Source organism: Skermanella mucosa (assembly GCF_016765655.2).
GTDB classification, from domain to species: Bacteria; Pseudomonadota; Alphaproteobacteria; order Azospirillales; family Azospirillaceae; genus Skermanella; species Skermanella mucosa.
In genome coordinates, this window is the sequence record NZ_CP086106.1 from 5,477,519 (window position 1) to 5,503,121 (window position 25,603).

Sequence of the window (25,603 nt, forward strand, 5' to 3'; positions counted from 1 at the left end):
CGGAGGGGCCACCCCGCTCAGCCGACGGTGATTTCCTTGACGTCCTTGTAGACGGTGCCGTCGTCGTCGGTCCAGGCGAACTCGAACTTGCCGCTCTCCTCCATCTTGACGAGGAAGGTGATGTACGGGTTGGCCGACAGGGACGGGTAAAGGTCGGCCTTGAACACCTGCCGGCCGTTGAAGGTCGCGACGAAGCCGTTGATGATCTGGCGCGGGATCGGCTGGCCCTTGTCGTCCTTGCGCTGGCCCGATTCCATGGGGTGGGTGATCAGCGTCTTCACTTCCAGCAGTTCGCCCTTCGCTGCGGTCTTGGGCAGCTTGATCCGGGGCTTGGCGTCGATGGCCATGGTGGCACTCCTCGAATGGGTTGCGGCCGGCAGGTTGCGGCCGGGTCGGGACTTGACCGGGTCGAGACTGGGCCGCGGGATCAGCCGCCGCAGCCGCCGATGGTGACCTTGACCTCGGTCTTGTCGATGTAGACCGATCCGTCCTTCATCTCCGCGACCGCCCAGACGTTCTGCGTGGTCGACATGCGCATCCGGGTCGTGATCTCGGCCCGGCCGTTGGCCGGCGACAGGTGGAACGAGGCGACTTCCGGCGCGGGATTGCCGTCGGCCATGATGTGGATGACCTTGACGTGGTCGGCGTCGGTCATGGGGCTGTCGACGGTGACCGCGACCGGCACGGTGTTCCCGTTCTCCGCGATCTCCGGCATGGTCAGCTTGACCCGGCCCGCGACGGGGGTCCGGTTGCCGATCAGGCTCGCCATGAACTTGGTGGCCGCCTCGACCGTGGCATGGGCGGGCGGCGGCAGGAAGACCGTGCCCGCGGCGGCGATCACGCCGGCGCCGGCGGTGGCGAGCAGGCCGCGGCGGCTGATGCCGGCGGCCGGGTTAGAGTTCGGCATTGGGGCCTCCTCCTTCGTTGGTACGGTTGAACTGTCTCTGCATGGAGCCGAGCGGCACGGGCATTCCGCGTCCGGTTGAACTCCATGCTGGCATTCGCCTTTATATTATGTTTCTCTTATATAATCCAGCATCAATGACCGGCCACAAGGAATAGGGAGCCGCCATGATCGCCCGCGTCCTGAGCCTCCTCGCCTTCCTCTCGCTCCCCTTCGGCCCGTCGCTCGCCGCCGAGCTGGTGATGTTCGAAGCGGAAGGCTGTGCCTGGTGCGCGGCCTGGGACCGGCAGATCGGCCCCGTCTACCCGCTGACCGACGAGGGCCGGCGGGCGCCGCTGCGCCGCGTCGACCTTCATGGTCCGCGGCCGGACGACCTCGGGCGGATCACGGGGGTCGTCCATACGCCGACCTTCGTCCTGACCGAGGACGGGCGCGAGATCGGCCGCATCCGGGGCTACCCGGGCGAGGATTTCTTCTGGGCCATGCTGGGCGACCTGATCCGCAAGCTGGATCCCTGATCCGGCACCAACCGGGCCGGACAGGCCCACCGATCCCACAAGGAAGGAAACACCATGAAGAAGCGCATCACTCTTGCCGCGGCCCTGCTGTTCGGCATCGCCGTTTCCCCCGCGCAGCCCCGGGCCGAGGGCGAGGCCCTCGTCACGTTCCGCAGCCTCAGCCCCGCGGCGGCGCTCGATCTCGCGCGGGCGGTCCTGGACAGCTGCCACCACAAGGGATTCCAGGTGGCCGTGGCGGTCGTCGACCGGTTCGGGACGCCGCAGGTCATGCTGCGCGACCAGTTCGCCGGTCCGCACACGCCGGACACCGCGACGGCCAAGGCCTGGACGGCGATCAGCTTCCGCTCTGACACCCTGAAGCTGGCGGCGTCCACCGCGGGCGACCAGGCCCAGTCGGGCGCCCGCTTCATCGCCGGCGCGGTCATGCTGGGCGGCGGGCTCCCGGTCGAAGCCGGCGGATCGATCGTCGGCGGCGTCGGCGTGTCCGGCGGCCCGTCGGGCGAGGCGGACGACGCCTGCGCGCGCACCGGGATCGCCGCGATCGAGGACAAGCTGTTCTGACCGCGGCAGCGGGACCGCACCCCCGGGGCGCCTCATGGCCGGACATAGACCCAGCCGGCCAGCTGGCGCTCCACGATCTCGGCCACGCCGGCGGTCACCACCTCGACCCCGGGGATCAGGTCGGCGGGGGTGCGGTTCTGGGTCTTCATGGTGTTGGCGCAGCCGATGAAGGCGACGCCGTACCGCATCAGGCTGCGGACCCGTTCCGCCACCGGCGAGACGTCGGCGTAGAGCGCCTGCATGCCGGCGCCGAAGGCGACGATCACCACCTCGGCATTGTCCTGGCCGTAGAAGTCCTGGACGTTCACCGCATTGTAGAAAAGGTTATTGATATCCTTCTCGTCCGAGCTGGTGAGTTGCAGCAGCAGCCGGCGGGGAGCCTCCGGGCTCGGCTCCGGGCTGGCCAGCACGGTGTCGGCCGACGCCGGGGAATGCCCCGCGCCGCCGAAAGCCGCCCCGGCCAGGACCAGGGCTGCCGCCAGGCGCCTGACCGCCGGACCCATCACTTGCCCGCCGGCGCGATGTCGGGCGTGATGTTGGCGTCCACCGCGCGGGCGGTGATCCTGACCGGCTCGCCCTTGCGGCAGTCCTTCATGCACGGCTCACCGGCGGGGACGTCCGGACGGGGGTCCTCTTCCAGGAAGCCGTCCCGGTTGGGCATCCTGATCGACACCAGCTTGGCGGCGTCCAGCGTCTCGTCCTGGCCCAGCAGGTCGTTCAAGTAGAGGATGTAGGCGACGATGCCGTAGGTCTCGTCCGCGGTCAGGCTGTGGGCCTGGCCGAACGGCATCGAGGTGTAGATGTAGCTGAAGACGCCCGGCGCGTAGGGCCAGAAGCTGCCCACCGTGCGCACCGGGTCGGCCGTGGCCAGCGTGTCGAAGCCCCCGGCCAGCGGCAGGTAGCGGGTGCCCTCGCCGAAGTCGCCGTGGCAGACGGCGCATTTTTCCGAGAAAACCTCCTCGCCGTCGGTGGCGTTGCCGCTTCCGGCGGGCAGGCCCAGCCCGTCCTCCGCCCGGACGGTCCGGTTCCAGCCGGCGACCTCCTCCGGGGTGACCGGGCGGCCGAAGCCGTAGCGCTCGCCGGCCGAGGCGGCGCCGGACAGCAGGGTCGCGGCGAGCAGGCCGCCCAGCAGGACGGAGCGACTTTTCGCTTTCTCAGGAAATCTGGACATTCTCGACCTCGCCGCCGGGCAGGACATGCCACGTGTAGATGCTGTTCTTGTGGTAGATGCTGTTGGTGCCCCGGACCGCGCGGAGCTGCGGCAGCGAGGGCTGGACATACCCGGTCTCGTCGATCGCCCGGCATTGCAGGAAGGCGTCCTTGCCGTCCCAGGTCCACGGGATCTCGAACCGGGTCAGGCACTTGGACAGCACCGGCTCGTTCAGCCGGGCGGGCGTCCAGGTGTTGCCGCCGTCGGCCGAGAAGTCCACCCGGCGGATCTTGCCCCGGCCGCTCCAGGCCAGGCCCGACACGTGGTACAGGCCCGGCCCCTGGCGTATCGGCTTTTCAGGGCAGGGGAAGGTGATGACCGAGTTGGCCTCCTGCATGAAGGTGAACTTGCGCGCCTTGCCGTCCGCCATCAGGTCGGTGTAGCGCGACGTCTCCTCCCGGCTGTGCCAGGGCTTGTCGCCGACCTCCAGCCGGCGCAGCCACTTGACGCTCATGTTCCCCTCGTAGCCGGGCAGGAACAGGCGGATCGGATAGCCCTGCTCGCGCCGCAGCCGCTCGCCGTTCTGGCCCCAGGCGACCAGCGCGTCGTCCAGCGCCTTGTCCATCGGGATCGAGCGGTGGTTGCCGGCGGCGTCGGCGCCCTCGGCCAGGATCCACTTGGCCCCGGGCTTCACGCCGCACTCGTCGAGCAGGACCGAGAGCGGCACGCCGGTCCATTCGCAGCAATGGATCATGCCGTGGGTGTATTGCAGGCGCGTCATCTGCGCGCCCTTCCACTCCATCCCGCCGTTGGCCGGGCACTCCAGGAAATGGATGCGGCTGACCGAGGGGAAGCGGGTGATGTCGTCCATGGTGAAGATCATCGGCCGGTCGACCATGCCGTGGATCATCAGCCGGTGCTCGTCCGGGTTGATGTCGGCGCAACCGCCGTGGTGGCGCTCGAAGCATACGCCGTTGGGCGTGATGATGCCGGACAGGTCGGCCAGCGGCGTGAAGCTGATCGAGGCGATGCGGTCCGCCGTCAGCCAGTCGACGTTGCGCCGGACCACGTTCGCCTCGTAGGGCGACGGCATGCCATAGGGGTATTCGACCACCCCGTAGCCGGCCGTGGTCGTCCAGGGCGGATTGTTGGGCGGCAGGTTCGCCGGATCGGCCGGGCCGGCCAGCGCCGGGCGGGAGGTTCCCGACAGCAGCGCCGGCGCCGCCGCGAGGCCGGCGGTCCCGCCCGCGACCTTGCGCAGGAAGGAGCGGCGCGACGGGCTCTCCCCGGGCCGGACGGCCGTCGGGGTGCGCGGAGGGGCAGTTTCGTCTTGGTCGTTCATGGTGCGCTCCCTGGAGTCGTTCCGCGGGTTCATTTCTTGGCGGGCAGGGTCTGGGCGTAGGCCAGGATGCTGCCGATGGTTTCCGCCGGCATCGCGCGGAGCGGCGGCATGGTGTCTCCGGGATGGCCGTTGTAGACGCTGTGCAGCGATCGCCACGGGTCCGACGCGACCATCCGGCCGAGCGGCGGCATGGTCCGGACGGCGCGGCCGTCCTTGCCGTGGCAGGTGGCGCAGATGGTTTGGAAGAAGGGTTCGCCGGCGGCGGCGTCGCCCTTGAACCGACGCTCCGCACCGTCGATGAAGGCCGCCATGTCCACCTGCCCCTGCGTCACGAAGCGCGCCAGGTCGGTGAGGTCGCGGACCGACAGCAGGCCGCCGAACTGGTGGACCTGGTCCGACAGCGCCGCCGCCACGGCGGCCGGGTCTGTCCCCTCCAGGTTCCGCAGCCCGGCGATGCCGTCGCGCCCGCGATAGTCCCAGCCGTGGCACTCGACGCAGCGCCAGGTGGATTGCGGGCGAAGTCCCTCGTCCTTGGCCGCCCGGGCGGCCGGGAACGAGGGGTGCAGCCCCGCCGGCGGCGTCCGGCCGTTCTCCTTGAACCAGTTGTCGTAGAGCCGGCCGCCGCGGACCAGCGAGGCGGTCGGGTCGCGCTGGGGAAGGGTCTGGAGATAGGCCAGCGTGTCGGTCAGGACGGCCCGGTCCAGCGCCCGAAGCGCCGACATGCTGCCGTTGGGATGGCCGTTCATCATGCTGTGCAGGGCGTGCCAGGGCTGGTCGCGGCCAAGCTCGCCCAGCGGCGGCATGCTTTCGACCTGGAGCCCGTCGGCACCATGGCAGTTGGCGCAGATCGTCTGGAAATAGACGGCGCCCCGGGCCGGCTCGCCCCGGGCCCTGAGGGTCGCAGGATCGATGTGGTCCGTCATGGCGACCTGGCCGCCGGTAACGAAATTGGCGAGGTCCTGGATGTCCTCCGCGTCGAGCAGCGCGCCGTAGCCATGGGACGGGTGGCGCAGCAGCGCCGCGACCGCCGCCGGGTCGCCGCCCTGGAAGGCGCCGAGGCCCCTGGCGGTCCCGCCCGAGGCGCCGTCGGCGCCGCGGTAATCCCAGCCGTGGCAGTCCACGCAGCGCCCGGAACCGGTCCCGGCGGCGCCCTCGGCCCGCTCCTTGCCGAGATGGGAGATCCGGCGCTCGTGCTCGCCGGTCTCCACGTGCCAGTTGTCGTAGAGCCGGCCGCCCCGCGCGATCGAGGACAGGACCTCCTCCGCGCCGGCCGGGAGGGCCGCGAGAAGCGCCGCCAGGATCAGGACGGCCGGAGCGATGATGCGGACGGGCATGCTTGCCTCCAGTCGTGCCGGACTCACTTGGGGTCGTATCCGGCGGGCAGCTCGTGGACGATGCCCTTGTGGCAGTCGATGCAATGCTTGCCTTCCTGCATCGCCACGGGGTGCCGGACCTTGGCCCGCCGCCCCTGCTCGCCCAGGTTCATGGCGTCGAAGGCGTGGCAGTTCCGGCACTCGCGCGACTGGGTGCTTTCCATGCGCGCCCAGACGCGGGTCGCCATCTCCAGCCGGTGGGCCTCGAACTTCTCGGGCGTGTCGATGGTGCCCAGCAGGTGATGCCAGACATCCTTGACGGCCACGACCTTGGCGACCAGCTTGGGGCCGAACTCCTTGGGGACGTGGCAGTCCTCGCACTCCGCCCGGACGCCGGTGCGGTTGGTGAAATGGATGCTCTTGCGGTACTCGGCATAGGTCCCGGTCTCCATCTCGTGGCACGAGATGCAGAACTCCATGCGGTTGGTGTATTCGGCGAAGACGGTGAACCCGCCGAGGAACACGACCGCGGCGGCCACGCCCGAGAAGATCAGGACCATCCCGCCGCCGAAGACGGGCCACGGGCGCGCAAGCCGATTCCAGAGACGGCCGAACATGGGGAATTCTCCGGTTCAGGGGAGTGCCCGCCGATCCCTTCGGCGCGAAGCTTCCGGGCGGCGGGACGGGCTCAGCCCCAGGCGTCGTGGCGGATATTGTCGAACCAGCTGTAGGCGTACATCAGCTCCCGCCGGCGGTCCTCGGCCGACGCGCCGAGCGGCGAGATGCCGCCGGCATCCGGCAGTTCGACGATCTTGTTGTCGGCCGCGCTGTAGCCGTAGACCCCCGCGATCGAGAAGCAGTGGTCCGTGCCGGCCACGGAATAGCAGGTGTTGATGTAGGACGGCTTCGGCGGCTCCTGCCCCTTCAGCGCGGAGACCACCGCCGCGGCGGCGACCTTGGCCTGGGAATTGGCGCCGTAGGCCGACTTGGGCATGGTCGCCGCGTCGGCGGCGTCGCCCATGACGTAGACCCCGGGGAGCTTCTTCGCCTCGAAGGTCCCCTTGTTGACCGGAACCCAAGCTCCCTCGGTCAGGCCGGCATCGACCGCGATCCGGCCAGCGCCCTGCGGCGGGATCACGTTGACCACGTCGCCCTTGAAGGTCCCCGCTTCAGCCGTCACCGTCATGGTGCCCGGATCGACCTTCAGCACCTTGCCGCCCTCCTTGAGGGGGACCCAGGTGATCATGCTGTCGGCCGTGCCGAAGCCGTAGAACTTCTCCCAGGCCTCCTTGAACAGCGGCTGCTTGGAGAAGGCGTCCTTGGCGTCGAGGATGATGACCTTCGACTTGGGCTTGTGGTGCTTGAAATAGTTGGCGATCAGGCTGGCGCGCTCGTACGGGCCGGGCGGGCAGCGGAACGGGTTGGCCGGGGCGACCATGACGAAGGTGCCGCCGTCGGGCATGGCTTCGAGCTGGCGGCGCAGCAGCGCGGTCTGCGCCCCTGCCTTCCAGGCGTGCGGCATCTTCTCCGCCGCCTCGACGCCGTAGCCTTCGAGGCCGGCATAGTTCAGCTCGATCCCCGGCGCCACGACGCAGCGGTCGAAGCCGAAGGTCTGGCCGCCCTTGGTGGTCACGGTCCTGGCCGTGCCGTCGACGCCGGTCACCAGGTCGTGGACCACGGCGATGCCGTGCTTCTTCAGCCCGTCATAGCCGATCGCCAGGCTCTCCAGCTTGCGCTCGCCGCCGATCACCTCGTTGCTCATGAAGCAGGTGTGGTACTGGGGGTTGGCCTCGATCAGCGTGACCTCGACCGAGGGGTCGAAATGCTTCAGGTATTTGGCGGCGGTGGCTCCGGCCGGCCCGCCGCCGACCACGACCACCTTGGGTCCGGCGGCGCGGGCGATGCGGGGCATCGCGACCACGCCGGCCGCGGCGGCTCCCGCGAGGTTAAGGGCCGCGAGCTTCAGGAAGGTCCGGCGTCCGGTGTTCTGCATGGCGGCGGCCCTCACTTCACGCTGGCATAGTAATGGAGGATCGCGTCGAACGCGTCCCGGCCCTGGTCGGCGAGCAATGCGTCGAACTTCTGCTTCTGGCGCTTTTCCATCGCGCGCCGGCCGGACAGGAAGTCGGTCACCGAGAACTGCATGTAGGGCAGCCGCTGCCCGGCGAGCACGCCGACGCCCTCGCCGACCTTGCCCTCCTCCTCGTGGCAGGATTCGCAGTATTTCTTCGCCAGCCCCTTGCCGGCATCGACCTTGGCCTGATCGACGGCCTGTCCGGGCCGGTCGAACGGCTTGCCCTCGAAATACTCGGCCAGCTTGTCGATCTGGGCGTCGCTGTAGCCCTTGGCGATCCGCCCCATGACGGTGGAGGGCCGCGTCTCGGTCTTGTAGGCGATCATGCTGTCGACGAAGTATTCCGGCGACAGGCTGGCGATCGTGGGAGTCGCGATACCGATGCTGCTGCCGTCGGTTCCGTGGCACGCCGCGCAGGACACGGCGAGCAGTTCGGTCTCCAGATCCGCCAGCGCCGGCGCCGACCACAGGATCGCGCCGAGCAGGAGGGCGGACCCCAGGCGGCGGCTTGGGATTGATGGCCTCACGAGCATGTCCTGGGAACCTCCCCGTTCCGTTTCGTTGGTCCGGACGGATGCTCCGCTGGCCGTGAAGCTGTCGCCTTCGCCTGAACGGCCGCCCGAATGGACGCCTTATATCAGGCTCTGCGTATATAATGGATTCAGAATGTAAGGAAGCGCACGGATGCGGCGTAAAAATGATCCAGATCAATTCCGTTGGGAAATTGGAGACCCTCCACTCCGCAACCGGAGCGGGCGCTACAGCCTGACCCCGTAGAACTCCAGCTGCCAGGTCATCTCGACCGGGGTCAACGGATAGTCCACGCCGTTGCGGGCGTTCAGCAGCATGCGCGGCGGAATATTGGCGGCGCGCGATTGGAGCTGCATGGCGCAGCGCATGCTGAGGCCGGCCCGCCAAGCCAGCGCGGTGACGCCCTTGGGGCTCTGCGCCGCGATGATCTCCTCGACCAGGGACGGCGCGATGCCGGCCATCAGCGCCAGGCCCAGCTTGACGAACACCATGTCGTTCCACGACAGCGCGTCGCTGATGGCGCTCTCGTCGAGCTGGCCGACCGCGAAGAGCCGCCGGACGCGGTGCTCCGGGGACTCGCCGTCGGACCGCTGGTCCAGATAGTCGATCCTACGGCGGGCGACGCTGACCACCTCGGCCGCGGTCTCGCCGTCCAGGTCGCGGCGCTGGCGCAGGATGGTCAGCACGTGCTGGTCGACGAACTCGGCGAGCCGGACCGCAAGCCGGCCGGGCAGCCTGGGGCGCTTCGCCAGAGGCTCCTGCCACGACGGGCGGGCTGTCGACTGCTCGACCATGCCGGACAGGGTATGCTCGGGAATCAGGGCGCCGTGATTGTCGAGCAGCGCGGTCGACGCGGGGATGTCGCCCGTCTCGTACAGGGCCGCCGCGACCGGACCGGAGACGCCGTCGCGCTGGGCGATGGCGCTGAGCACCCAGGATTTCGGCTGATTGGCGATGATGCTCAGCAGATCCTGGTCGGTCAGCGTGGCGCAGTAATGCAGGATCGGCTCGGCAACCCCCCGCTCGACGTCGCGGGCCAGATGCGCGCAAAGGTCGGGCGGCGCACAGGCGACGTCCTTGAGGCTGGACGCCAGCGCCTGCCGGACGCCGACCGCCTGGTCGCGCGCCAACTGCTCCAGCGTCCGCACCGTCAGCTGGAAAAGTTGGCCCTGGGCCTCGCGCGAGAGGTCGGGCAGCAGTCGGGCCAGCTTGTCCGCCAGCAGGCGGCGCACGCTCTCGTCGCTGTCGCGGGCCAGCACCGCGCTGGCCTGCGCCGGTGCCGACCGGTTGGCCGCCACTTCGCGGCGCACTTCGACCGCGGGATCGATCGCGAGGTAATAGAGCAGTTCCGGCCTGACATCCTCGCGCCCGGCGACCTGGGCGCGGACGGCGGTGTCCTCGCTCTGGGCCATGCGCTTCGAGGTCTCGTAATCGAGCTGGCCGTCGGGTGGCGGTTTCTGCTCTCTGCTGGGCACGATATATCCTGGTCTGCCGGCTTGGTCTGCCGGGCGCGGCGACTGCCAGCCGCGCCGATCCCGATCCTTTATCGGCGATCGGAGTTTCCAGAAGATGAACTTGGGGGATCGCCCCTACAGGCCCGTGGGCGGCGGCGGTTCGGGTTCCGGGTTGGTCGCCGGGCTGAACTCGTGCTCGCGGCGCCGGCTGTCGAACTCGTCCAGGGCCCAGCGCACGGTCGGGAAGGCGATCTGGTCCCAGGGGATCTCGTCCCACCTGAAGAGCCCCACCTCTAGGCTCTCCGGTCCCGCCGCCACGTCCGGCGACCGGAGCCGCGCGCGGTAGATGAGCTGGACCTGGCTGATGCGCGGGATCTCGTACACGGCGAGCAGGCAATCGATCTCGATCCTGGCCCTCGCCTCCTCCCAGGCTTCGCGGGTCGCCCCCTCGGCGGTGGTCTCGTTCAGCTCCATATAGCCGGCCGGCAGGGTCCACAGCCCCTTGCTAGGCTCGATCGCCCGGCGGCACAGCAGGATGCGGTCCTCCCACGCGGCCACCGAACCCACCACGATCTTCGGGTTCTCGTAATTGATGAAGCCGCAATCGGGGCATACGAGGCGGTGACGGTCGTCGCCCTCGGGGATGATGCGGACTGTCGGCCCGCTCGGCTTTGGATCGGAAGTCATACCCGTAATGTGGCGCAGCCCGTGGGGGTGGGCAAGCGGAACGCGCCGACGCCCTCGGACCTGGACTTCAGACCGTGATGTTCACGTTCCGGCCGCGGGTGGCGAAGGGATCCGTGACCGGCCGGTTCTCCGGAGTGCCACCCTGAGGCCCGCCGGCAGCCTGGCTGCCGCCCGAGCCGCCCTGCTGTTCTTCCTGGGGACGGGTCGCGGCGGATTGAAGCGGGCTGGAGTAGCCCGATGCGGGACCGACTCCCGATGCTTGGACTTGCATGGCAATCTCCTGGATGCGCTGCGGAAGCCGGACGTCACACGGACCCGGGCCATTCCTAAGAGGGGTTACACCATCGTGAGTATAACCCGCACGGGAGGGATAAAGCCATACCCATCAGGCTGCGGCACCATCGCCTTTCAGCGCCCTGAAAAACGTTCGGCGCCCTATTCTCCAGCGTTCGGCGGGTTCGAGGCAAATCGTTTAAAATGCTGACAATTCCGGAATCGAGACACGGGTGGGGTGATCGCGGACCGCCGGATTAACATTTTACTAAGGAAGATTCCGCATGCTCGTCACGCTGCGAAGTCAGCGGGAACACGGTTCCGATCCAATGACCGGCCGACCAGAAGGGTCGCGAAGATGAAGTGTTTGGTTTTGGTTTCCCAGGCAATGCCGGCCGAGCGGAGGGTCCTTCCCGTGCCGCACCGCGAGGGCGGCCGGAGAATCTTCCGGGGCCGTCCCGGCGGAGGACGCCGATGAACGGCGGCACGGTGGAACCGGGATCGGAAACGGGAACAGGCGGCGGTACAATGGCGCATCTGGCCGATCTGTTCGAGATGGCACGGGACAGGAGCCAGACCGGACGGCGGGCTCTGGCCGACAAGGTCGGCGATTTCTATTTCGCGGGGCACAGCCTTTCCGACCGCGAGCGCGCCCTGGTGATCGATATCCTCCGCCAGGTTCTGCGCGACGCGGAGATGGACGTCCGGCGGTCGCTCGCCGAACGGCTGGCGCCCCACGCCGAGGCACCCCGGGACCTGATCGTGACCCTGGCGAACGACCAGATCGAGATAGCCCGGCCGATCCTGATGCGCAGCGAGGTGCTCGAGGACGAGGACCTGATCGCCGTCGTACGCGCCCACGCGGAGGCCCACCAGCTCGCCGTCGCCGGCCGGCCCAGGATCAGCGCGGCGGTCAGCGACGTCCTGATCGAAACCGGCAACACGCGCGTCGCCGAGACGCTGCTGGGCAACTTGGGCGCCAGCCTGTCCGGACAGGCGATGATCCGCCTGACCAATGTCGCCCGCCGGGTGCCGCCCCTGCGGTCGCCGCTGCTGGGCAGACCCGAGCTGACGCCGGAACTGGCGACGAAGATCTACTGGCTCGTCTCCCAGGAGCTGCGGCGGACTATCCTCGACCGATTTCCGATCCCGAGGGCGCAGCTCGACGCGGCGCTCCAGGCGACGCTCCAGGATCTGATCGACGGGACCCGCGGGCGGACCAGCCTGACCGCCGACCAGCTGGAAACGGTCGAACGGATGGCCGAAGCCGGCGCCATCACGCCGCAGGTCCTGATCCAGACGCTGCGGCTCGGCCAGATCGACCTGTTCAAGGCGCTGTTCGGCCGGATCGCCGGCCTGGGTCCGGAGGCCATGCACCAGCTGATCGCCGAGACCGGCGGCGAAGCCATGACCCTGGCCTGCCGGGCGCTGAGGATCGACAAGGGATTCTTCGCCTCGATCTTCCTGCTGAGCCGCGCGGCCCGGCCGGGCGAGCAGATCGTCGATCCGCGCGAGCTGTCGCGGGTGCTGGCGCTCTACGACCGCCTGACGCCGGAAACGGCGCTGCCGATCCTCCAGGGCTGGCGCCAGAATCCGGCCGCCATCAACCTGGTCCCGCTGCGCCGCCGCGAGCGCCCGGACGCCTGACCGGTCCCCCGCCGGACCATCCTCAGGAGTTGGTCGTCGGGATCCAGGGAATGCGCTCGACGGTGATGCCTTCCTCCTTCAGCTCCGACGATTCGGCTTCCGTCGCCTCGCCGTAGATCCCGCGGCTCTCGACCTCGCCATAATGGATGCGCCGGGCCTCCTCGGCGAAGCGGTCTCCGACATAGTCGCAGTTCTCCTCGACCTTGCGGCGCAGGTCCTTCAGCTCGCGCAGGATCTCCGCCTTCCGCCGGCTCGCCTCGTCGGCGTCCTTGGCGGAGGCGTCGCGCGACTTGGCGATGCGCGGCGCCATCGGCGCCTTGGCGATCCGGACGTCCCCGCAGATCGGGCAGGAGATCTCCTGCGCGGACGCCTGCGCCTCGTAGGCGCCGCCGTTCCTGAACCAGGCCTCGAAGACGTGGCCGGCTTGGCACTTGAGATCGAAGAGGATCATCGACCGTTACTCGTTCCGCTCCCGGCGGCGGCGGCGCCGCATGTTCACTGATCAGCCTGATCTGTCATATATGTACGAATTGGTTAGGCCAAGATGAAAGCACAAGCGGGTACCGGACCATGGACCACCCTTCCCCTCCGCCGCCTTCCCCTCCGCCGCCCTCCCGGTGGGTGATCCGCTTCGCGCCGCTGGTCCGGCAGGGCGGGCCGGTGCTCGACCTGGCCTGCGGGTCCGGCCGGCACACGCGCCTGTTCTCCGGGCGAGGGCACCCGGTCACTGCGGTCGACCGGACCCTGGCGGGCGTCGCCGACCTGGCCGGCCAGCCGTCCGGGCCGGAACTGATCGAGGCCGACCTGGAGGACGGCGGCCCCTGGCCCCTGCCGGCGCACCGGCGCTTCGCCGCTGTGGTCGTCACCAACTACCTTCACCGCCCCCTGTTTCCCAGGCTGCTGGGCTCGCTGGAGCCCGGCGGAGTGCTGATCTACGAGACGTTCATGCGGGGCAACGAGCGGTTCGGAAAGCCCTCCTCGCCGGACTTCCTGCTGGCCTCCGGCGAACTCCTCGACCGCATCGGCCTCCAACTCCAGGTCGTAGCCTTCGAACAGGGCCTGACCGATTTCCCGAGGCGGGCGGTCGTCCAGCGCCTCTGCGCCGTCGCCGATCCCGCTCCCCGGCCGCTGCCGCCGCACGCCATGGGATAGCCCCTACCGTTCAATAGGACGAGACAAGGCCCCGGCCTTTGGCTTACAATTATTAACCTTGTTTGCGTTTCTCGACCGGGCGGGAGGCCGGCTTCCGGTAACCGCGGCGCCCTGAATACTGCGATATCGAACCGGAAACTGGATGGAACCCTTCTTTCGCGCCCTCGGCGAGCCCGACGACTTTCTGCCCCATGGCCTTTGCTTGACTTGGCGACCGGAGCTGATCTGGACCCATCTGCTGTCCGACCTGCTGATCGGCCTCGCCTACTTCTCCATTCCGGTCGGATTGCTCTACTTCGTCTGGCGGCGCCAGGACCTCGCCTACAAGTGGATCTTCCTGATGTTCTGCGGCTTCATCCTGGCCTGCGGGATAACCCATTTCTTCGGCGCCTGGACGTTGTGGAACCCGGATTACGTCGCCCAGGGCGCGGTCAAGGCGTTCACCGCCGCGATCTCGGTCGTGACCGCGGTCGTTCTCTGGCCCCTGATCCCCCACGCGCTCGCCCTGCCCAGCCCGGCCCAGCTCCGCGACGCCAATTTCCGGCTCGAGCAGCAGATCCGGGAGCGGCAGCGCGCGGAAGCTGAAGTCCGCCATGTTAACGGGGAGCTGGAGCGCCGGGTCGCCGAGCGCACCGCCGAGCTGGAGGCGGCCAACGCGGCGCTGCAGCGGGCCAACGAGACGCTGGAGATCCGGGTCGCCGAGCGCACCGCCGAGCTGTCCGACGCCAACCGCCGGCTGCGCGCCAGCGAACTGCATTATTCCAGCATCTTCCACCATCTGGCGGAGGGGCTCTTCGTCGTCCGGGTGGAGGGACCCGGCGAATTCCGGTACGAAGCGCTAAATCCCAGCCACGAGCGCCAGACCGGCCTGCTCTCGACGCAGGTGGCCGGCCGCACGCCGCACGACCTTTTCCCGCCCGCCCTCGCCGATCATCTGGTCGAACGCTATCGCGCCTGCTGCGAGGCCCGGCAGCCGATCCAGTACGAAGAGACGCTGGATCTTCCGGAGGGCACCCGCATCTGGCAGACCAACCTAGCTCCCGTGCTCGACGCCGAGGGCCGTCCGACCAAGTTGCTGGGCACGTCGCGCGACATGACCGAGTACCGCACCCTCCAGGAGGAACTGGCCCAGACCTCCAAGCTGGCCACCCTGGGCACCCTGGCGGCCGGCATCGCCCATGAGATGAGCCAGCCGCTGAACATCATCAGGATCACCGCCGACGACAACCGCCTCCTGATGGAGGAGGACGGAATGGAGGCCGACGCGGCCTATCTCCGCCAGGGGATGGAACTGATCTCGACCCAGGCGGCCCGCATGGGCGAGATCGTCGACCAGATGCGCTCGTTCAGCCGCCGAGACGGACCGGAGGTCGTGCCGTTCGACCCCGTCCAGCCGGTCAGGCGCGCCGTCGCCCTGCTCGATCGCCACTTCGCGACCGAGGGCACGGTCCTGGCCCTGTCGACGCCGCCGACCGCGTCCGCCGTGGCCGGCCGGCCCGGCCGCCTGGAGCAGGTCGTGATCAACCTGTTGAGCAACGCCCACGACGCCATCGTCGCCCGCCGGGGCATCGATCCGGGCTTCGAGGGCGGACTCATCGAGGTCGGCCTGTCCGAGGAGCAGGGGCCGCACCAGATCCGCATCACCATCAGCGACGACGGAACCGGCCTGCCGCCGGGAATGGCCGACCGGATCTTCGACCCGTTCGTCACCACCAAGGAGGCGACCAAGGGGGTCGGTCTCGGCCTGTCGATCTGCGCCAGCCTGATCGGCGCGATGGGCGGGCGGATATCCGCCGAGAACCTGGCCCAGGGAGCCCGCTTCACCATATTGCTGCCGGTCCGCAGCAGACCACCGCATGAGAACCCGAATGCCTGACACCGATGCCGTGACGCAAGAACAGCCCAGGAGCCATGTCCTGGTCGCGGACGACGAGGTGATCGCCGCGATGGCGCTCGAACGGTTCCTGACCCGCAAGGGCTATCGCGTCACCACCGCCTGCGACGGCAGGGAAGCCCTGGCGATTCACCGGCAGGATCCGGCCGACATCGTGGTGACCGACATGCGGATGCCCCGCGGCGGCGGGCACGAGCTGATCGGCCATCTTCGCTCCACCGACGGCGACCTTCCGATCGTCGTGATGACCGGCTACATGTCGCCGAACGAGGAGGAGACCATCCCCGTCGGCGACAGGCTGGTGGTGTTGCAGAAGCCGATCGAGGTCGAACGGCTCCTGCGGATCATCCGGAGCTTCACGGGCTGACGCTCAAGGCACCGCGTCGGGGGGGGTCGATCTCGCGGTCGTGCTTCAGTGACGGCACCTGGGCGCGGGCCTTGGCGACCTCCCCCAGGTCCAGACGGGCGGTGACGACGCCGGGCTCCTCGCCGCCGTCGGCCAGGATCTCGCCCCAGGGGCTGACGATCAGGGAATGGCCGTAGGTCGTGCGGCCGCCGTCATGGGTGCCGCACTGGGCCGGAGCCACCACGAAGCAGCCGGTCTCGATCGCCCGGGCGCGCAGCAGCACGTGCCAATGCGCCCGGCCGGTCGGCACCGTGAAGGCGGACGGAACGGTCAGGATCGACGCGCCGGCATGGGCCAGCATGCGGTACAGGTAGGCGAAGCGCAGGTCGTAGCACACCGTCATGCCGACCCCGCCCCAGGGCGTCGCGGCCAGGACCGCCCGGTCGCCGGGCCGGAACGTCGCCGACTCGCGGTAGCTCTCTCCCCGCGCCAGGTCGACGTCGAACATGTGGATCTTGTCGTAGCGCCCCGCGATCTCGCCCTCGGGCGAGAACAGCAGGCTGCGGTTGGCGACCCGCTCCTCGTCTAGCTTGACGGCGAGGGAACCGGCCAGCAGCCAGGCCCCGGTCCGCCTGGCCATGTCGCGGAAGAAGGGAACCGCCGGATGGTCGCTTTCCGGCTGGGCCCGCCGCAGGACGCGGCTGCGGCCCAGCACCATCATGCTGACATTCTCCGGCGTCGTGATGAAGTCGGCCCCGGCCTCCCGCGCGCGCAGGATCAGGTCCCCGACCGCGTTCAGGTTGGGTTCGATGTCCGGCCCGGCGTTGACCTGGACGCAGGCGACGGTGAGCGAGGCGGCGGGCGGCGGGTCAGCGAGGGCGGAGCCGGTCATCACGCGCGGCCCAGCATGGGGTCGAGCTTGCCGGCCCGGTCGAGCGCGTAGAGGTCGTCACAGCCTCCGATCGGCTTGGCGTCGATGAAGATCTGCGGCACCGAGGTCCGTCCTTCGGCCAGCTGGGTCATCTCCACCCGCTTGCGCGGCTGCATCATCACGTCGATCTCCTCGAACTGGACGCCCTTCTCGGTCAGCAGCTTCTTGGCCCGCGTGCAATAGGGGCACCAGGGACTGGTATAGATGATGACTTCGGCCATGGACTCCGGCTCCACTGTGGATTGACTATCCCGTTATATGATCGGTACCGCCGATTTCGCTAGACGCCGGACCGTATGACGCGCGCGAGCGTGAGCACGTCGACCCTGGCCGCCCCGGCGCGCAGCAGGACCCGGGCGCACTCGGAGACGGTGGCCCCCGTCGTCAGCACGTCGTCGACCAGCACCACCGGGCGCCCGTGGATGCGTTCCGCCAGCCCGGTCCTTACCCGGAAGGCGCCGCGGACGTTCCGCTGCCGGCCGGTCCGGGAATGGCCGCCCTGCGGCGTGGTCCGGCGCTGGCGCACCAGCAGGCCGGGCAGCACGGCGACGCCGGAGCGGCGGCCCACGTCCCCGGCGAGCAGGGCCGCCTGGTTGTAGCGCCGGGCGAACAGTTTCCAGCGGTGAAGCGGCACCGGCGCCAGGACGGCGTCCGGCGTCAGCAGTTCGGCCCCGGACCGGGCGAGCCAGCCGCCGAAGGCGACGGCGGCATAGGTCTGGTCGGCATGCTTGAAGCCCAGGATCATGCCCCGGCTGCCGTCGTCGTAGCGGAGCGCCGACCGGGCGCGGCCGAACGGCGGCGGGCTCCCGACGCAGCGGGCGCACAGCAGCGACTCGGCCTGTCGCGTCTCGTCCTGTCGCATCTCGGGCGGGCCGGGATCGACGACGCCCTCGAACGGCTCGCCGCAGCAGGAGCACCAGGGCGGCGCCAGGAAGGTCAGGGCGCCCCAGCAGCGCATGCACAGCGTCCCCTGCCGGTCGACCGACTCGGCGCAGGACAGGCAGCGCGGCGGCAGCACCGCGTCGAGCGCCGCGCGCGCGAAGTTCGTCAGGGAGGCGGCGAGCGGCCACGAAGTCATGGTGGAGGATCGCACCGTCCCGCGCCGGCGGCAACGGATCGGATGCCGCACCCGGCGTGTGTTGTGCGGCGCGGCGGAGTCTCCATATAGGGGGAATGGACGACAGCGACATCATGAACGTGTTCGACCGCGCGATGGTCCGCCGCCACCGCGACCGCGCGGCCGCCGGCTTCGCCGGTTACGGCTTCCTGTTCGAGGAGATCGCGGAACGGCTGGCCGACCGGCTGGACGACGTGGTCCGCGACTTCCCCACGGCGCTGGACCTGGGCTGCCACACCGGCGAGGTCGGCCGCGCGCTACGCGGGCGGAAGGGGATCGAGCGGCTGGTCCAGTGCGACCTGTCGCCCGCCATGGCCGCCGCCGCCGGGGGCCTGTCGGTCGCTGGCGACGAGGAGCTGCTGCCGTTCGCCGACGCCAGCTTCGACTTGGCAATCAGTAACCTCAGCCTGCACTGGGTGAACGACCTGCCGGGAGCACTGCTCCAGCTCCGCCGCGCGCTGAAGCCGGACGGCCTGTTCATCGGCGCCATGCTGGGCGGCGACACCCTGTTCGAGCTGCGGCGCTGCCTGATGGAGGCCGAGCTGGACCTGACCGGCGGGGTCAGCGCCCGCATCTCCCCCTTCGCGGAAGTGCGGGACGCCGGCGGCCTGCTCCAGCGCGCCGGTTTCAGCCTGCCGGTGGTGGACAGCGACACGCTGACCGTGACCTACGAGAGCGCTTTCAAGCTGATGGCCGACCTGCGCGGCATGGGCGAGACCAATGCCGGGCTGAACCGCCGTCGGCAGCCGACTCCGCGGGCCTTGCTGATCGACGCCGCACGGCGCTATGGCGAGCTGTTCTCCGAACCCGACGGACGGGTGACCGCGACTTTCCAGGTGCTCTATCTCGCCGGCTGGTCGCCGCACGAGAGCCAGCAGAAGCCGATGCGGCCGGGCAGCGCCCAGGCGAGGCTGGCCGACGCCCTGAAGACGGAGGAACGGCCGGCGGGCGACAAGGCGGAACCCTGACGGCCGGAAGAGGTCAGACGCCTTCGGCCATGTCGTAGATGCCGTCCATGTCGGCGATCTGGATCCGGTTGCCCTCCTGGAGAGAGATCGCCTGGGAGGTCTTGAGCTGGGTGAAGGTCCGGCTGACGGTCTCGGTCGTGAGGCCCAGATAGTCGGCGATGTCGGCCCGGCTCATCGGGACGTAGACCGGGTTCTCCTTGTGGCCGCGGCGCGACTGCCGCTGCGACAGCATCAGCAGGAACGAACAGATCTTCTCCCGCGCGGTCTTGCGTCCGAGCAGCAGCATCTGGTCCTGCGCCGCCGCCAGCTCATTCGACGCCATCGAGAAAAGGCGCCGCTGCATCTTCGGGAACTCGTCCAGCAGCGCTTCCATCTTGCGGCGGGGGAACCTGCAGAGCGAGGTGGGCGTCACCGTCTCCGCCGAATAGGCGTAGCTCTCGTTCATGGCGAGACCGAGGAAATCGCCCGTGACCAGGAACCCCGTGATCTGCCGGCGCCCGTCGGGCAGCAGCTTATAGAGCTTGACCGTGCCGGAGGTGACGTTGAACAGGGCGTCGGCCTGGTCGCCCTCGGCGAAGATCGTCTGGTTGCCTTCCAGGCGCTGCATCTGGACGATATCGGCGAGCCGGCGCACCTCGTCCACCTCCAGCGCCGCACAGACCGTCAGCGTCCGAACCGGACACGCGCCGCAGGGCGTCGTCTCCGCCGCGGCACCCTTGTCGCGCACCCTGCCCATGTCGAATGGAGGCATCGCAGTTCCCCCCGCCCTTCTGCTTCCCTATTCCATTCTGGTTATAAATTGGATTTTTCGCAAGATTGCAACACGCCTGAATATAACCATTCTCATAGTGGTTATTTTTGGTCGTTTCGCGGCTGCGGTGTTGCACGCTCGTCATCGTCGAACAGGATGCGGTTGGCGGCTCCGTCGAGATCGTCAAACTGGCCGGACTTCAGGCACCACAGGAAGCCCAGAAGGCCCAGGAGTCCCAGGCCCACCGCCAAGGGAATGAGATATATGAGCACGTCCATGGGACTGTCCCGGGTTGGCCCGGCGCCGGGCCAGGCGCAGGGCGTTGAGGATGACGATCAGCGACGAAGAGGACATGGCGAGCGCCGCGATGAGGGGAGTTACCAGCCCGGCGACCGCCACCGGTATAGTCAATAAGTTATAGAGAAAGGTCAGGGCGAAGTTCTGGCGGACCAGGCGGTCCGACCGGCGGGCCACGTCGAGCGACTCCAGGATCGGCGTCAGCCTGATCCCCTGGAACACCACGTCGGCCGCCGTCTGGCTGACGTCCGCCGCGGTGGCCGGCGACATGGAGACATGGGCGGCCGCCAGCGCCGGCGCGTCGTTGAGGCCGTCGCCGACCATCAGTACGGTGGCCCCGGAGCGGGCCAGCTCCTCCAGGCAGGCGGCCTTGTCGGCCGGCGCCTGGGCGGCCCGCCATTCCTCGATCCCGAGGCGGGCGGCGCAGGCGGCGACGGCCGGCCGGCGGTCGCCCGACAGCAGCAGCACCCGCTTGCCGCCGGCCAGCAAGGCCGCCACCACGGCGGCGGCGTCGGGCCTCAGGGCGTCGCTGAAGGCAAAGCGCACGGGTGGGCGGCCGGGCCGGGCCAGCCACAGCTCGGGACCGCCCGACTCGCCGGCAGGATCACCGCCCGACCCACCAGGCGCCCCGCCGTCCTCCGGGACGCCGGTGAAGCGGCGGCTGCCCAGGCGGATCTCCCCGTCCGGCCCGTCGAGGCCGAGCCCGGCGCCGGGCACCTCGCGCACGCCGGCGGCGACCGGAACCCCCGGCACGGCGCGGCACAGCGCCCGCGCCAGGGGGTGGCGGCTGGCCCCGGCGATGGCGGCGGCGAGCCGCAGGTCGTCCTCCTCCGCCCCGTCCGTGCCCTGGAGTTCGGGTCGCCCCTCGGTCAGGGTGCCGGTCTTGTCGAACACGACGGTGTCGACCCCGGTCAGCCGCTCCAACGCGGTGGCCGACTTCAGCAGGATGCCCTGGCGCATCAGCCGGCCGCTGGCGATCACCTGGACCACCGGCACCGCCAGCGCCAGCGCGCAGGGGCAGGTGATGATCAGCACCGCGATGGCGTTGAGCAGGGCCGGCTGCCACGGGCTGCCGGCCAGGAGCACCCAGCCGAGGAAGGTCGCCAGGGCGGTCAGGTGGACCACCGGCGCATAGGCCCGGGACACCCGGTCGGCCAGGGCCACGTAGCGCGCCCGGCCCTGCTCCGCGACCTCCATCATGCGCACGATCTCGGCCAGCAGGGTGCCTTCGCCCACGGCGGTGACGGTCAGCCGCAGCGGCGCGGTCAGGTTGAGGGTCCCGGCGAACACCTGGTCTCCGACCCGGGCGGCGCCCGGCACGCTCTCCCCGGTGATCAGGCCGGTGTCGATGTCGGAGACGCCGTCGAGGACGCGGCCGTCCACGGGGATGCGCTCCCCGGCCGCGACCAGCACCGTCATTCCCGCGGCGACCTCGCCCGGCCGGACGACGCGCCCGCGCCCGTCGGCGTCGAGCACGGTGACGGCGGCGGCGCCCAGCGCCAGCAGGTGCTCGGCCGCGGACCGCGCCCGGCCCCGCGCCCGCATGTCCAGGTAGCGCCCGATCAGCAGGAAGAACAGCAGCGTCACCGCGCTGTCGAAATAGGCGTGCTCCGCGCCCCGGATCGTCTCGGCCAGGCTCATCCCGGTCGCGAGCGTCACGCCGATCGAGATCGGCACGTCCATGTTGGTGCGCCGGGCCGACAGCGCCGCCCAGGCGGAGCGGACGAAGGGACGGGCGGCGTAGAGGATCGCCGGCATCGCGATCATGGCGGAGACCCAGTGCATCAGGTCGCGGGTCGCCGGCCCCATCCCCTGCGCATGGCCGGCCCAGATCGCGACGGACAGCAGCATCACGTTGGCGGCGGCGAAGCCGGAGACGCCCAGCGCCCGCAGCAGCTCGCGCTCCTTCGAGGCTTCGGCCGCCTCCATCTTCGCCGGATCGAACGGCACCAGCCGGTAGCCCAGCCGCACCACGGCGCCGGCGACCCGGGCGGCGTCCGTCGCCGCCGGGTCCCAGGTCACGGTCAGCCGGCGGGTCGTCATGTTGAGCCGGGCGTGGGTGACGCCGGGCTCACGCCGCAGCACCGTCTCGATCAGCCAGACGCAGGCGGCGCATTGCAGCCCGTCCACCATCAGGTGCAGGCTGGCCCGCCCGTCGGCGCCGGCCGACACGTGGGCCGAGAAGTCGGCGGGGGCCGCGTCCCCGTCGGGGCGGATCGGCCGCGCGTCGGGATCGATGCAGCGGCGGGCGTAATAGGCGTCCAGCCCCAGGTCGCGGATCAGCGCGTAGGCGGCCTCGCAGCCGGAACAGCAGAAGCCGGCATTCCGGCCGGAAATCTCCTGGCCGCAATGCAGGCAGGCGCCGGGAAGCTCGCCGGAGGACAGGGAGACGGAGGCGGAGGCGGTGGAAAGGGAAACGGCGGAGGTGCTCATGCCCGGGTCTTCACCCCTTGACCACGACTCGGCGGACTTCCTGGTAGTCTCCCTGGGGATGGTCGGCGACGACCCGGATGTCCCACTGGCCGGGCAGCGGCATCGCGAACTCGGCGCCGTAGCGGCCCTGGCCCTGGTAGGTCAGGTCGACCGTGAAGTCGTGCCCCTCGCTGGTCGGGCGGACGACCAGGGCGGTCACGCTGGCCCCGCCGAGGGCGTTGCCGTGGCGGTCCTTCAGGTCGACCGTCAGCCGGGCCTGCCGCGCCGCCGGGGCCTGGAAGTCGATGCCGACCTGCCAGCCGCGCTCCTGCTGGCGGCGGGCGCCCTCGATCGCGGCGTTATAGGTGGTGCCGCGCTGCCAGTAATGCTGGGTTTCCAGCCCGGTCCAGGTGTTCATCGCGAAGTACACCATCGTCGCGTTGACCGCGACGGTGACGAAGAAGAAGGCGACGAAGATCCACGGATACCACCACCCCGGTGATCTTCCGCCGGGGCGGGACTGCTGCTGGTCGATGTTCATGGCGCTGCTCATGGGGTCCATCCGGGCGTCACTTGTCGGGACCGATGAAGACCGAGTCGTAGTCCGCCGAGTCGGAGGTCTGCTTGTCGGTCAGGGTGAAGGTCACGGGTGTCGAGGTCGCCTTCAGGGCGGCGGGCGGGGTCCGCACGTAGATCCGGTAGGTCGCGACGGTGTCCGGCTTGGCGGAGAGTTCGATCCGGTCCAGCTTCTCGTCCTGACCGATCACCGACAGGGTGGCGTCGGGCACGCCGGCGAGCCGGAGGCTGTATTCCTTCTGGTACCGCGTCATGTTGGAGATCTTGAAGGTGTAGCCGTTACGGATGTCGCCGTCGGACAGGGTGACGAACAGCGGCGCGCGGTCGCGCAGCACGCTGATGTCGAGCTGCGGCCGGAAGATCAGGCCGGCGACCATCAGGCCGACCAGCACGACCAGGATCAGCCCGTAGATGATGGTGCGCGGCCGCAGCAGCTTGACGCTGGTCTTCTCGCCGCAAGACCGGGCGACCTGGTTGTTGTGGGTGTCGAAGGTGACCAGGTTCAGAGGCCGGCCGATCTTCCTCATGATGTCGTTGCAGGCGTCGACGCACAGGCCGCAGCCGATGCATTCCATCTGGAGCCCGTCGCGGATGTCGATGCCGGTCGGGCAGACATGGACGCAGGCCTTGCAGTCGATGCAGTCGCCCCGCCCTTCCCACGACTGGTCCTTGCGCTTGGCCCCGCGCGGCTCGCCCCGCCAGCCCTCGTAGGTGACGATCAGGCTGTCCTCGTCGATCATGGCGCTCTGGAAGCGCGGCCAGGGGCACATGTAGGTGCAGACCTGCTCGCGCGCCCAGCCGCCCAGCAGATAGGTGGTGAAGGTCAGCAGGGAGATGAAGAAGATCGACTGGCTGTCGAGCTGGAAGTGGAACAGGTTGTAGACCAGCGTCGGCGCGTCGGTGAAGTACATCGCCCAGGCGCCGCCGGTCAGGAAGGCGATGACCAGCCAGGACGAATGCTTGGCGATCTTCTTCAGCATCTTGGAGCCGGTCCACGGCCCCTTGTCCAGCCGGATGCGTTCCGACCGGTCGCCCTCGATCTTGCGCTCGACCCACATGTAGAGGTCGGTCCACACGGTCTGCGGACAGGCGTAGCCGCACCAGATGCGCCCGGCCAGCGAGGTGGCGAGGAACAGCCCGACGGCGGCCATGATCAGCAGGCCGGTGAGGTAATAGATCTCCTGCGGCCAGATCTCGATGAAGAAGAAGTACAGGCGCGGCCCCGTCATGTCGACCAGCACCGCCTGGTCCGGCGCGGTCGGCCCGCGGTCCCAGCGGATCCAGGGAACGAGGTAGTAGATGCCGAGCAGGACGACGACGGCGGCCCATTTGAGCTTGCGGAACTTGCCCGCGACCGAGCGCGGGTAGACTTTCTCCCGGTTCTTGAAAAGCGACTTGGGAGCCTGTTCCTCCGCCGCGCCGTGGGTCTGGGTAGTCGTCGTCATTCCGTCCGCCTCGGGTCTACGTCACCGTCTCCGCCGGCGAGCACGCGGCGGATCACGGAACGCAGTGTGAACCGGACAGGTCAGTCCCGGCATTGCGATACATCAAAGCCCGACGGCGATATTCGGCGCTTTCGGGGGACACTCCGCATTTCAGCGCCCGCGGCCCTCCAGCTATCACCGCACCGTGATTCTGATTGGCTCGCCGTAGGTCGGCCTCGGCCGAAGGCCGACGCCGACAGCATGGCCGAGGCGTCGATGCAGGGTGTCGGCGTTCGCCCTGACGGGCGAACGCCGGCCTACGGCAAACCCAACGTGATCACAGCACGGAACCGCTACCGGCCTTCCCACACCGGCGGGCGCTTGGCGAGGAAGGCGTCGATCCCCTCCTCCGCGTCGCGGGCCAGCATGTTCCTGGTCATGACGTCGCTGGCATAGGCGTAGGCGTCGTCCAGGCCCATGTCGAGCTGGCGGTAGAAGGCTTCCTTGCCGATCGCCAGGGTCAGCGGCGACTTGGACGCGATCCGGGCGGCGAGGTCCTGGACGGTCGCGTCCAGCTCGGCTTCGGGCACCGCCTGGTTGATCAGGCCGAACATCACGGCGTCGCCGGCGCCGATCATGTCGCCGGTCAGCAGCATCTCCATCGCGTGCTTGCGGCCGACCGCGCGGGACAGCGCCACCATGGGGGTGGAGCAGAACAGGCCGATATTGACGCCCGGCGTCGCGAAGCGGGTCGTGTCCGCCGCGATGGCGAGGTCGCAGGTCGCGACCAGCTGGCAGCCGGCCGCCGTGGCGATGCCGTGGACGCGGGCGATCACCGGCTGGCGCAGGCGGGTGATCGTCAGCATCAGGCGGGAGCACTGGCGGAACAGCGCCTCGTAGGTCTCCCGCCCGGGGTTGGCCCGGATCTCCTTCAGGTCGTGGCCGGCGCAGAAGGCCGGGCCGGCCCCGGCCAGCACCACCACCGCGATCCCGGCGTCGTCGCGGATATCCTCCAGCTCCTCGGTCAACAGGGTCATCAGCTCCATGGAGAGCGCGTTGCGGGCGGCGGGCCGGTTCAGCGTCAGCGTCGCCACGCCGTCGCGGACCTCGCGCAGGAGGATCGGTTCCGCGGGGCGGGCGGCGGCCGGGGCCGAGCCTGTGGCTGTCATGGTGGCGTTCTCCCGTTCATTTCGGCTGTGTGTTGGTGCGCTTGGATGGTGACGCGCATGGGAAACCATGCGACGAAGGGATTCAAGAGACGAGATGACGGGGGCCTGGGAA

General features: G+C 69.4%; 29 protein-coding genes. 7 read left to right on the forward strand and 22 right to left on the reverse strand.

All coding sequences use genetic code 11. From position 1 onward, the window contains the following. Positions 1–17 precede the first annotated feature (17 nt). Both soxZ and soxY read right to left on the reverse strand, forming a co-directional pair. Positions 18–347: a thiosulfate oxidation carrier complex protein SoxZ gene (gene soxZ, locus JL100_RS25375; protein WP_202680653.1), complete on the reverse strand. Its 330-nt coding sequence runs from the start codon at positions 345–347 to the stop codon at positions 18–20. Between the two features lie 80 nt (positions 348–427). Continuing rightward, a complete protein-coding gene (gene soxY, locus JL100_RS25380) occupies positions 428–907 on the reverse strand; it encodes a thiosulfate oxidation carrier protein SoxY (RefSeq protein ID WP_202680654.1) in 480 nt (159 codons plus the stop codon). A 164-nt stretch (positions 908–1,071) separates the two neighbouring features. Between soxY and JL100_RS25385 the strand changes: the two genes are divergently transcribed. Together JL100_RS25385 and JL100_RS25390 are read left to right on the forward strand one after the other, a co-directional pair. Continuing rightward, positions 1,072–1,422 carry a transcriptional regulator gene (locus JL100_RS25385; protein WP_228420905.1) on the forward strand — a complete coding sequence of 117 codons (351 nt, stop codon included), beginning with the start codon at positions 1,072–1,074 and terminating at the stop codon, positions 1,420–1,422. 54 nt (positions 1,423–1,476) lie between these two features. Beyond that, positions 1,477–1,983: a GlcG/HbpS family heme-binding protein gene (locus JL100_RS25390; protein ID WP_202680655.1), complete on the forward strand. Its 507-nt coding sequence runs from the start codon at positions 1,477–1,479 to the stop codon at positions 1,981–1,983. A 32-nt stretch (positions 1,984–2,015) separates the two neighbouring features. Here JL100_RS25390 and JL100_RS25395 read toward each other — a convergent pair whose 3' ends face one another. The 10 genes from JL100_RS25395 to JL100_RS25440 all read right to left on the reverse strand — a co-directional run bounded on the left by JL100_RS25395 (position 2,016) and on the right by JL100_RS25440 (position 10,805). Continuing rightward, positions 2,016–2,486 (reverse strand): DsrE family protein, encoded by a 471-nt coding sequence (locus JL100_RS25395; protein WP_202680656.1) that lies wholly within the window; start codon positions 2,484–2,486, stop codon positions 2,016–2,018. Continuing rightward, the gene (locus JL100_RS25400; protein WP_202680657.1) at positions 2,486–3,154 is read right to left on the reverse strand and encodes a c-type cytochrome; all 669 of its coding nucleotides are present in this window, start codon (positions 3,152–3,154) and stop codon (positions 2,486–2,488) included. Before JL100_RS25400 ends, JL100_RS25395 begins: the two co-directional genes overlap by 1 nt. After that, a complete protein-coding gene (gene soxC / locus JL100_RS25405) occupies positions 3,138–4,475 on the reverse strand; it encodes a sulfite dehydrogenase (RefSeq protein ID WP_202680658.1) in 1,338 nt (445 codons plus the stop codon). The genes JL100_RS25400 and soxC overlap by 17 nt, the downstream gene beginning before the upstream one ends. A 29-nt stretch (positions 4,476–4,504) precedes the next feature. Continuing rightward, positions 4,505–5,809: a c-type cytochrome gene (locus JL100_RS25410; RefSeq protein ID WP_202680659.1), complete on the reverse strand. Its 1,305-nt coding sequence runs from the start codon at positions 5,807–5,809 to the stop codon at positions 4,505–4,507. Positions 5,810–5,832: 23 nt separating this feature from the next. Further along, positions 5,833–6,405 (reverse strand): NapC/NirT family cytochrome c, encoded by a 573-nt coding sequence (locus tag JL100_RS25415; RefSeq protein ID WP_228420906.1) that lies wholly within the window; start codon positions 6,403–6,405, stop codon positions 5,833–5,835. Positions 6,406–6,476: 71 nt separating this feature from the next. After that, positions 6,477–7,781, reverse strand: a complete 1,305-nt coding sequence (locus JL100_RS25420; protein WP_202680660.1) for an NAD(P)/FAD-dependent oxidoreductase — start codon at positions 7,779–7,781, stop codon at positions 6,477–6,479. An 11-nt stretch (positions 7,782–7,792) separates the two neighbouring features. Beyond that, positions 7,793–8,389, reverse strand: coding sequence for a c-type cytochrome (locus JL100_RS25425; RefSeq protein ID WP_202680661.1), 597 nt, complete (start codon positions 8,387–8,389; stop codon positions 7,793–7,795). A gap of 231 nt (positions 8,390–8,620) precedes the next feature. Beyond that, entirely contained in the window at positions 8,621–9,868 is a 1,248-nt protein-coding gene (locus JL100_RS25430) for a DUF2336 domain-containing protein (RefSeq protein ID WP_228420907.1), read from the reverse strand. A gap of 114 nt (positions 9,869–9,982) precedes the next feature. Further along, positions 9,983–10,534, reverse strand: coding sequence for an NUDIX hydrolase (locus JL100_RS25435; protein ID WP_202680662.1), 552 nt, complete (start codon positions 10,532–10,534; stop codon positions 9,983–9,985). A 67-nt stretch (positions 10,535–10,601) separates the two neighbouring features. Next, positions 10,602–10,805, reverse strand: coding sequence for a hypothetical protein (locus tag JL100_RS25440; RefSeq protein ID WP_202680663.1), 204 nt, complete (start codon positions 10,803–10,805; stop codon positions 10,602–10,604). 476 nt (positions 10,806–11,281) lie between these two features. On the opposite strand from JL100_RS25440, the gene JL100_RS25445 reads away from it, so the two are divergent. Then, positions 11,282–12,454, forward strand: coding sequence for a DUF2336 domain-containing protein (locus JL100_RS25445; protein ID WP_202680664.1), 1,173 nt, complete (start codon positions 11,282–11,284; stop codon positions 12,452–12,454). 22 nt (positions 12,455–12,476) lie between these two features. Here the strand turns inward: JL100_RS25445 and JL100_RS25450 are convergent, their stop codons facing one another. Further along, complete coding sequence (locus JL100_RS25450; protein ID WP_202680665.1) at positions 12,477–12,905, reverse strand: DUF1178 family protein; 429 nt, start codon at positions 12,903–12,905, stop codon at positions 12,477–12,479. Between the two features lie 119 nt (positions 12,906–13,024). On the opposite strand from JL100_RS25450, the gene JL100_RS25455 reads away from it, so the two are divergent. The 3 genes from JL100_RS25455 (at position 13,025) to JL100_RS25465 (ending at position 15,867) form a co-directional block, all read left to right on the forward strand. Further along, positions 13,025–13,606 (forward strand): class I SAM-dependent methyltransferase, encoded by a 582-nt coding sequence (locus tag JL100_RS25455; protein WP_202680666.1) that lies wholly within the window; start codon positions 13,025–13,027, stop codon positions 13,604–13,606. Positions 13,607–13,748: 142 nt separating this feature from the next. Beyond that, positions 13,749–15,482, forward strand: a complete 1,734-nt coding sequence (locus JL100_RS25460; RefSeq protein ID WP_202680667.1) for a PAS domain-containing sensor histidine kinase — start codon at positions 13,749–13,751, stop codon at positions 15,480–15,482. Beyond that, the gene (locus JL100_RS25465; protein WP_202680668.1) at positions 15,475–15,867 is read left to right on the forward strand and encodes a response regulator; all 393 of its coding nucleotides are present in this window, start codon (positions 15,475–15,477) and stop codon (positions 15,865–15,867) included. The genes JL100_RS25460 and JL100_RS25465 overlap by 8 nt, the downstream gene beginning before the upstream one ends. On the opposite strand, the gene JL100_RS25470 is transcribed toward JL100_RS25465, so the two are convergent. The 3 genes from JL100_RS25470 to JL100_RS25480 are packed head-to-tail and all read right to left on the reverse strand — an operon-like array spanning position 15,857 to position 17,855. Next, positions 15,857–16,738: a carbon-nitrogen hydrolase family protein gene (locus tag JL100_RS25470; protein WP_202680669.1), complete on the reverse strand. Its 882-nt coding sequence runs from the start codon at positions 16,736–16,738 to the stop codon at positions 15,857–15,859. The two genes, JL100_RS25465 and JL100_RS25470, sit on opposite strands and share 11 nt — an antisense overlap. Then, the gene (gene grxC / locus JL100_RS25475) at positions 16,738–16,998 is read right to left on the reverse strand and encodes a glutaredoxin 3 (RefSeq protein ID WP_202680670.1); all 261 of its coding nucleotides are present in this window, start codon (positions 16,996–16,998) and stop codon (positions 16,738–16,740) included. The genes JL100_RS25470 and grxC overlap by 1 nt, the downstream gene beginning before the upstream one ends. Positions 16,999–17,057: 59 nt before the next feature. Further along, a complete protein-coding gene (locus JL100_RS25480; protein ID WP_202680671.1) occupies positions 17,058–17,855 on the reverse strand; it encodes a ComF family protein in 798 nt (265 codons plus the stop codon). Positions 17,856–17,950: 95 nt separating this feature from the next. On the opposite strand from JL100_RS25480, the gene JL100_RS25485 reads away from it, so the two are divergent. After that, positions 17,951–18,862, forward strand: a complete 912-nt coding sequence (locus tag JL100_RS25485) for a methyltransferase domain-containing protein (RefSeq protein ID WP_202680672.1) — start codon at positions 17,951–17,953, stop codon at positions 18,860–18,862. Positions 18,863–18,875: 13 nt separating this feature from the next. Here JL100_RS25485 and JL100_RS25490 read toward each other — a convergent pair whose 3' ends face one another. The 6 genes from JL100_RS25490 to JL100_RS25515 form a co-directional block, all read right to left on the reverse strand. Further along, entirely contained in the window at positions 18,876–19,613 is a 738-nt protein-coding gene (locus JL100_RS25490) for a Crp/Fnr family transcriptional regulator (RefSeq protein ID WP_202680673.1), read from the reverse strand. A gap of 101 nt (positions 19,614–19,714) precedes the next feature. Continuing rightward, complete coding sequence (gene ccoS / locus JL100_RS25495) at positions 19,715–19,858, reverse strand: cbb3-type cytochrome oxidase assembly protein CcoS (RefSeq protein WP_267133624.1); 144 nt, start codon at positions 19,856–19,858, stop codon at positions 19,715–19,717. After that, the gene (locus JL100_RS25500) at positions 19,797–22,343 is read right to left on the reverse strand and encodes a heavy metal translocating P-type ATPase (protein WP_202680674.1); all 2,547 of its coding nucleotides are present in this window, start codon (positions 22,341–22,343) and stop codon (positions 19,797–19,799) included. Before JL100_RS25500 ends, ccoS begins: the two co-directional genes overlap by 62 nt. A 10-nt stretch (positions 22,344–22,353) precedes the next feature. Beyond that, positions 22,354–22,875, reverse strand: coding sequence for a FixH family protein (locus tag JL100_RS25505; RefSeq protein WP_202680675.1), 522 nt, complete (start codon positions 22,873–22,875; stop codon positions 22,354–22,356). Positions 22,876–22,891: 16 nt separating this feature from the next. After that, complete coding sequence (ccoG, locus tag JL100_RS25510; protein ID WP_202680676.1) at positions 22,892–24,343, reverse strand: cytochrome c oxidase accessory protein CcoG; 1,452 nt, start codon at positions 24,341–24,343, stop codon at positions 22,892–22,894. Between the two features lie 332 nt (positions 24,344–24,675). Further along, on the reverse strand, positions 24,676–25,491 hold the full coding sequence (locus JL100_RS25515) for an enoyl-CoA hydratase (RefSeq protein ID WP_202680677.1): 816 nt from the start codon (positions 25,489–25,491) through the stop codon (positions 24,676–24,678). Between the last annotated feature and the right edge of the window lie 112 nt (positions 25,492–25,603).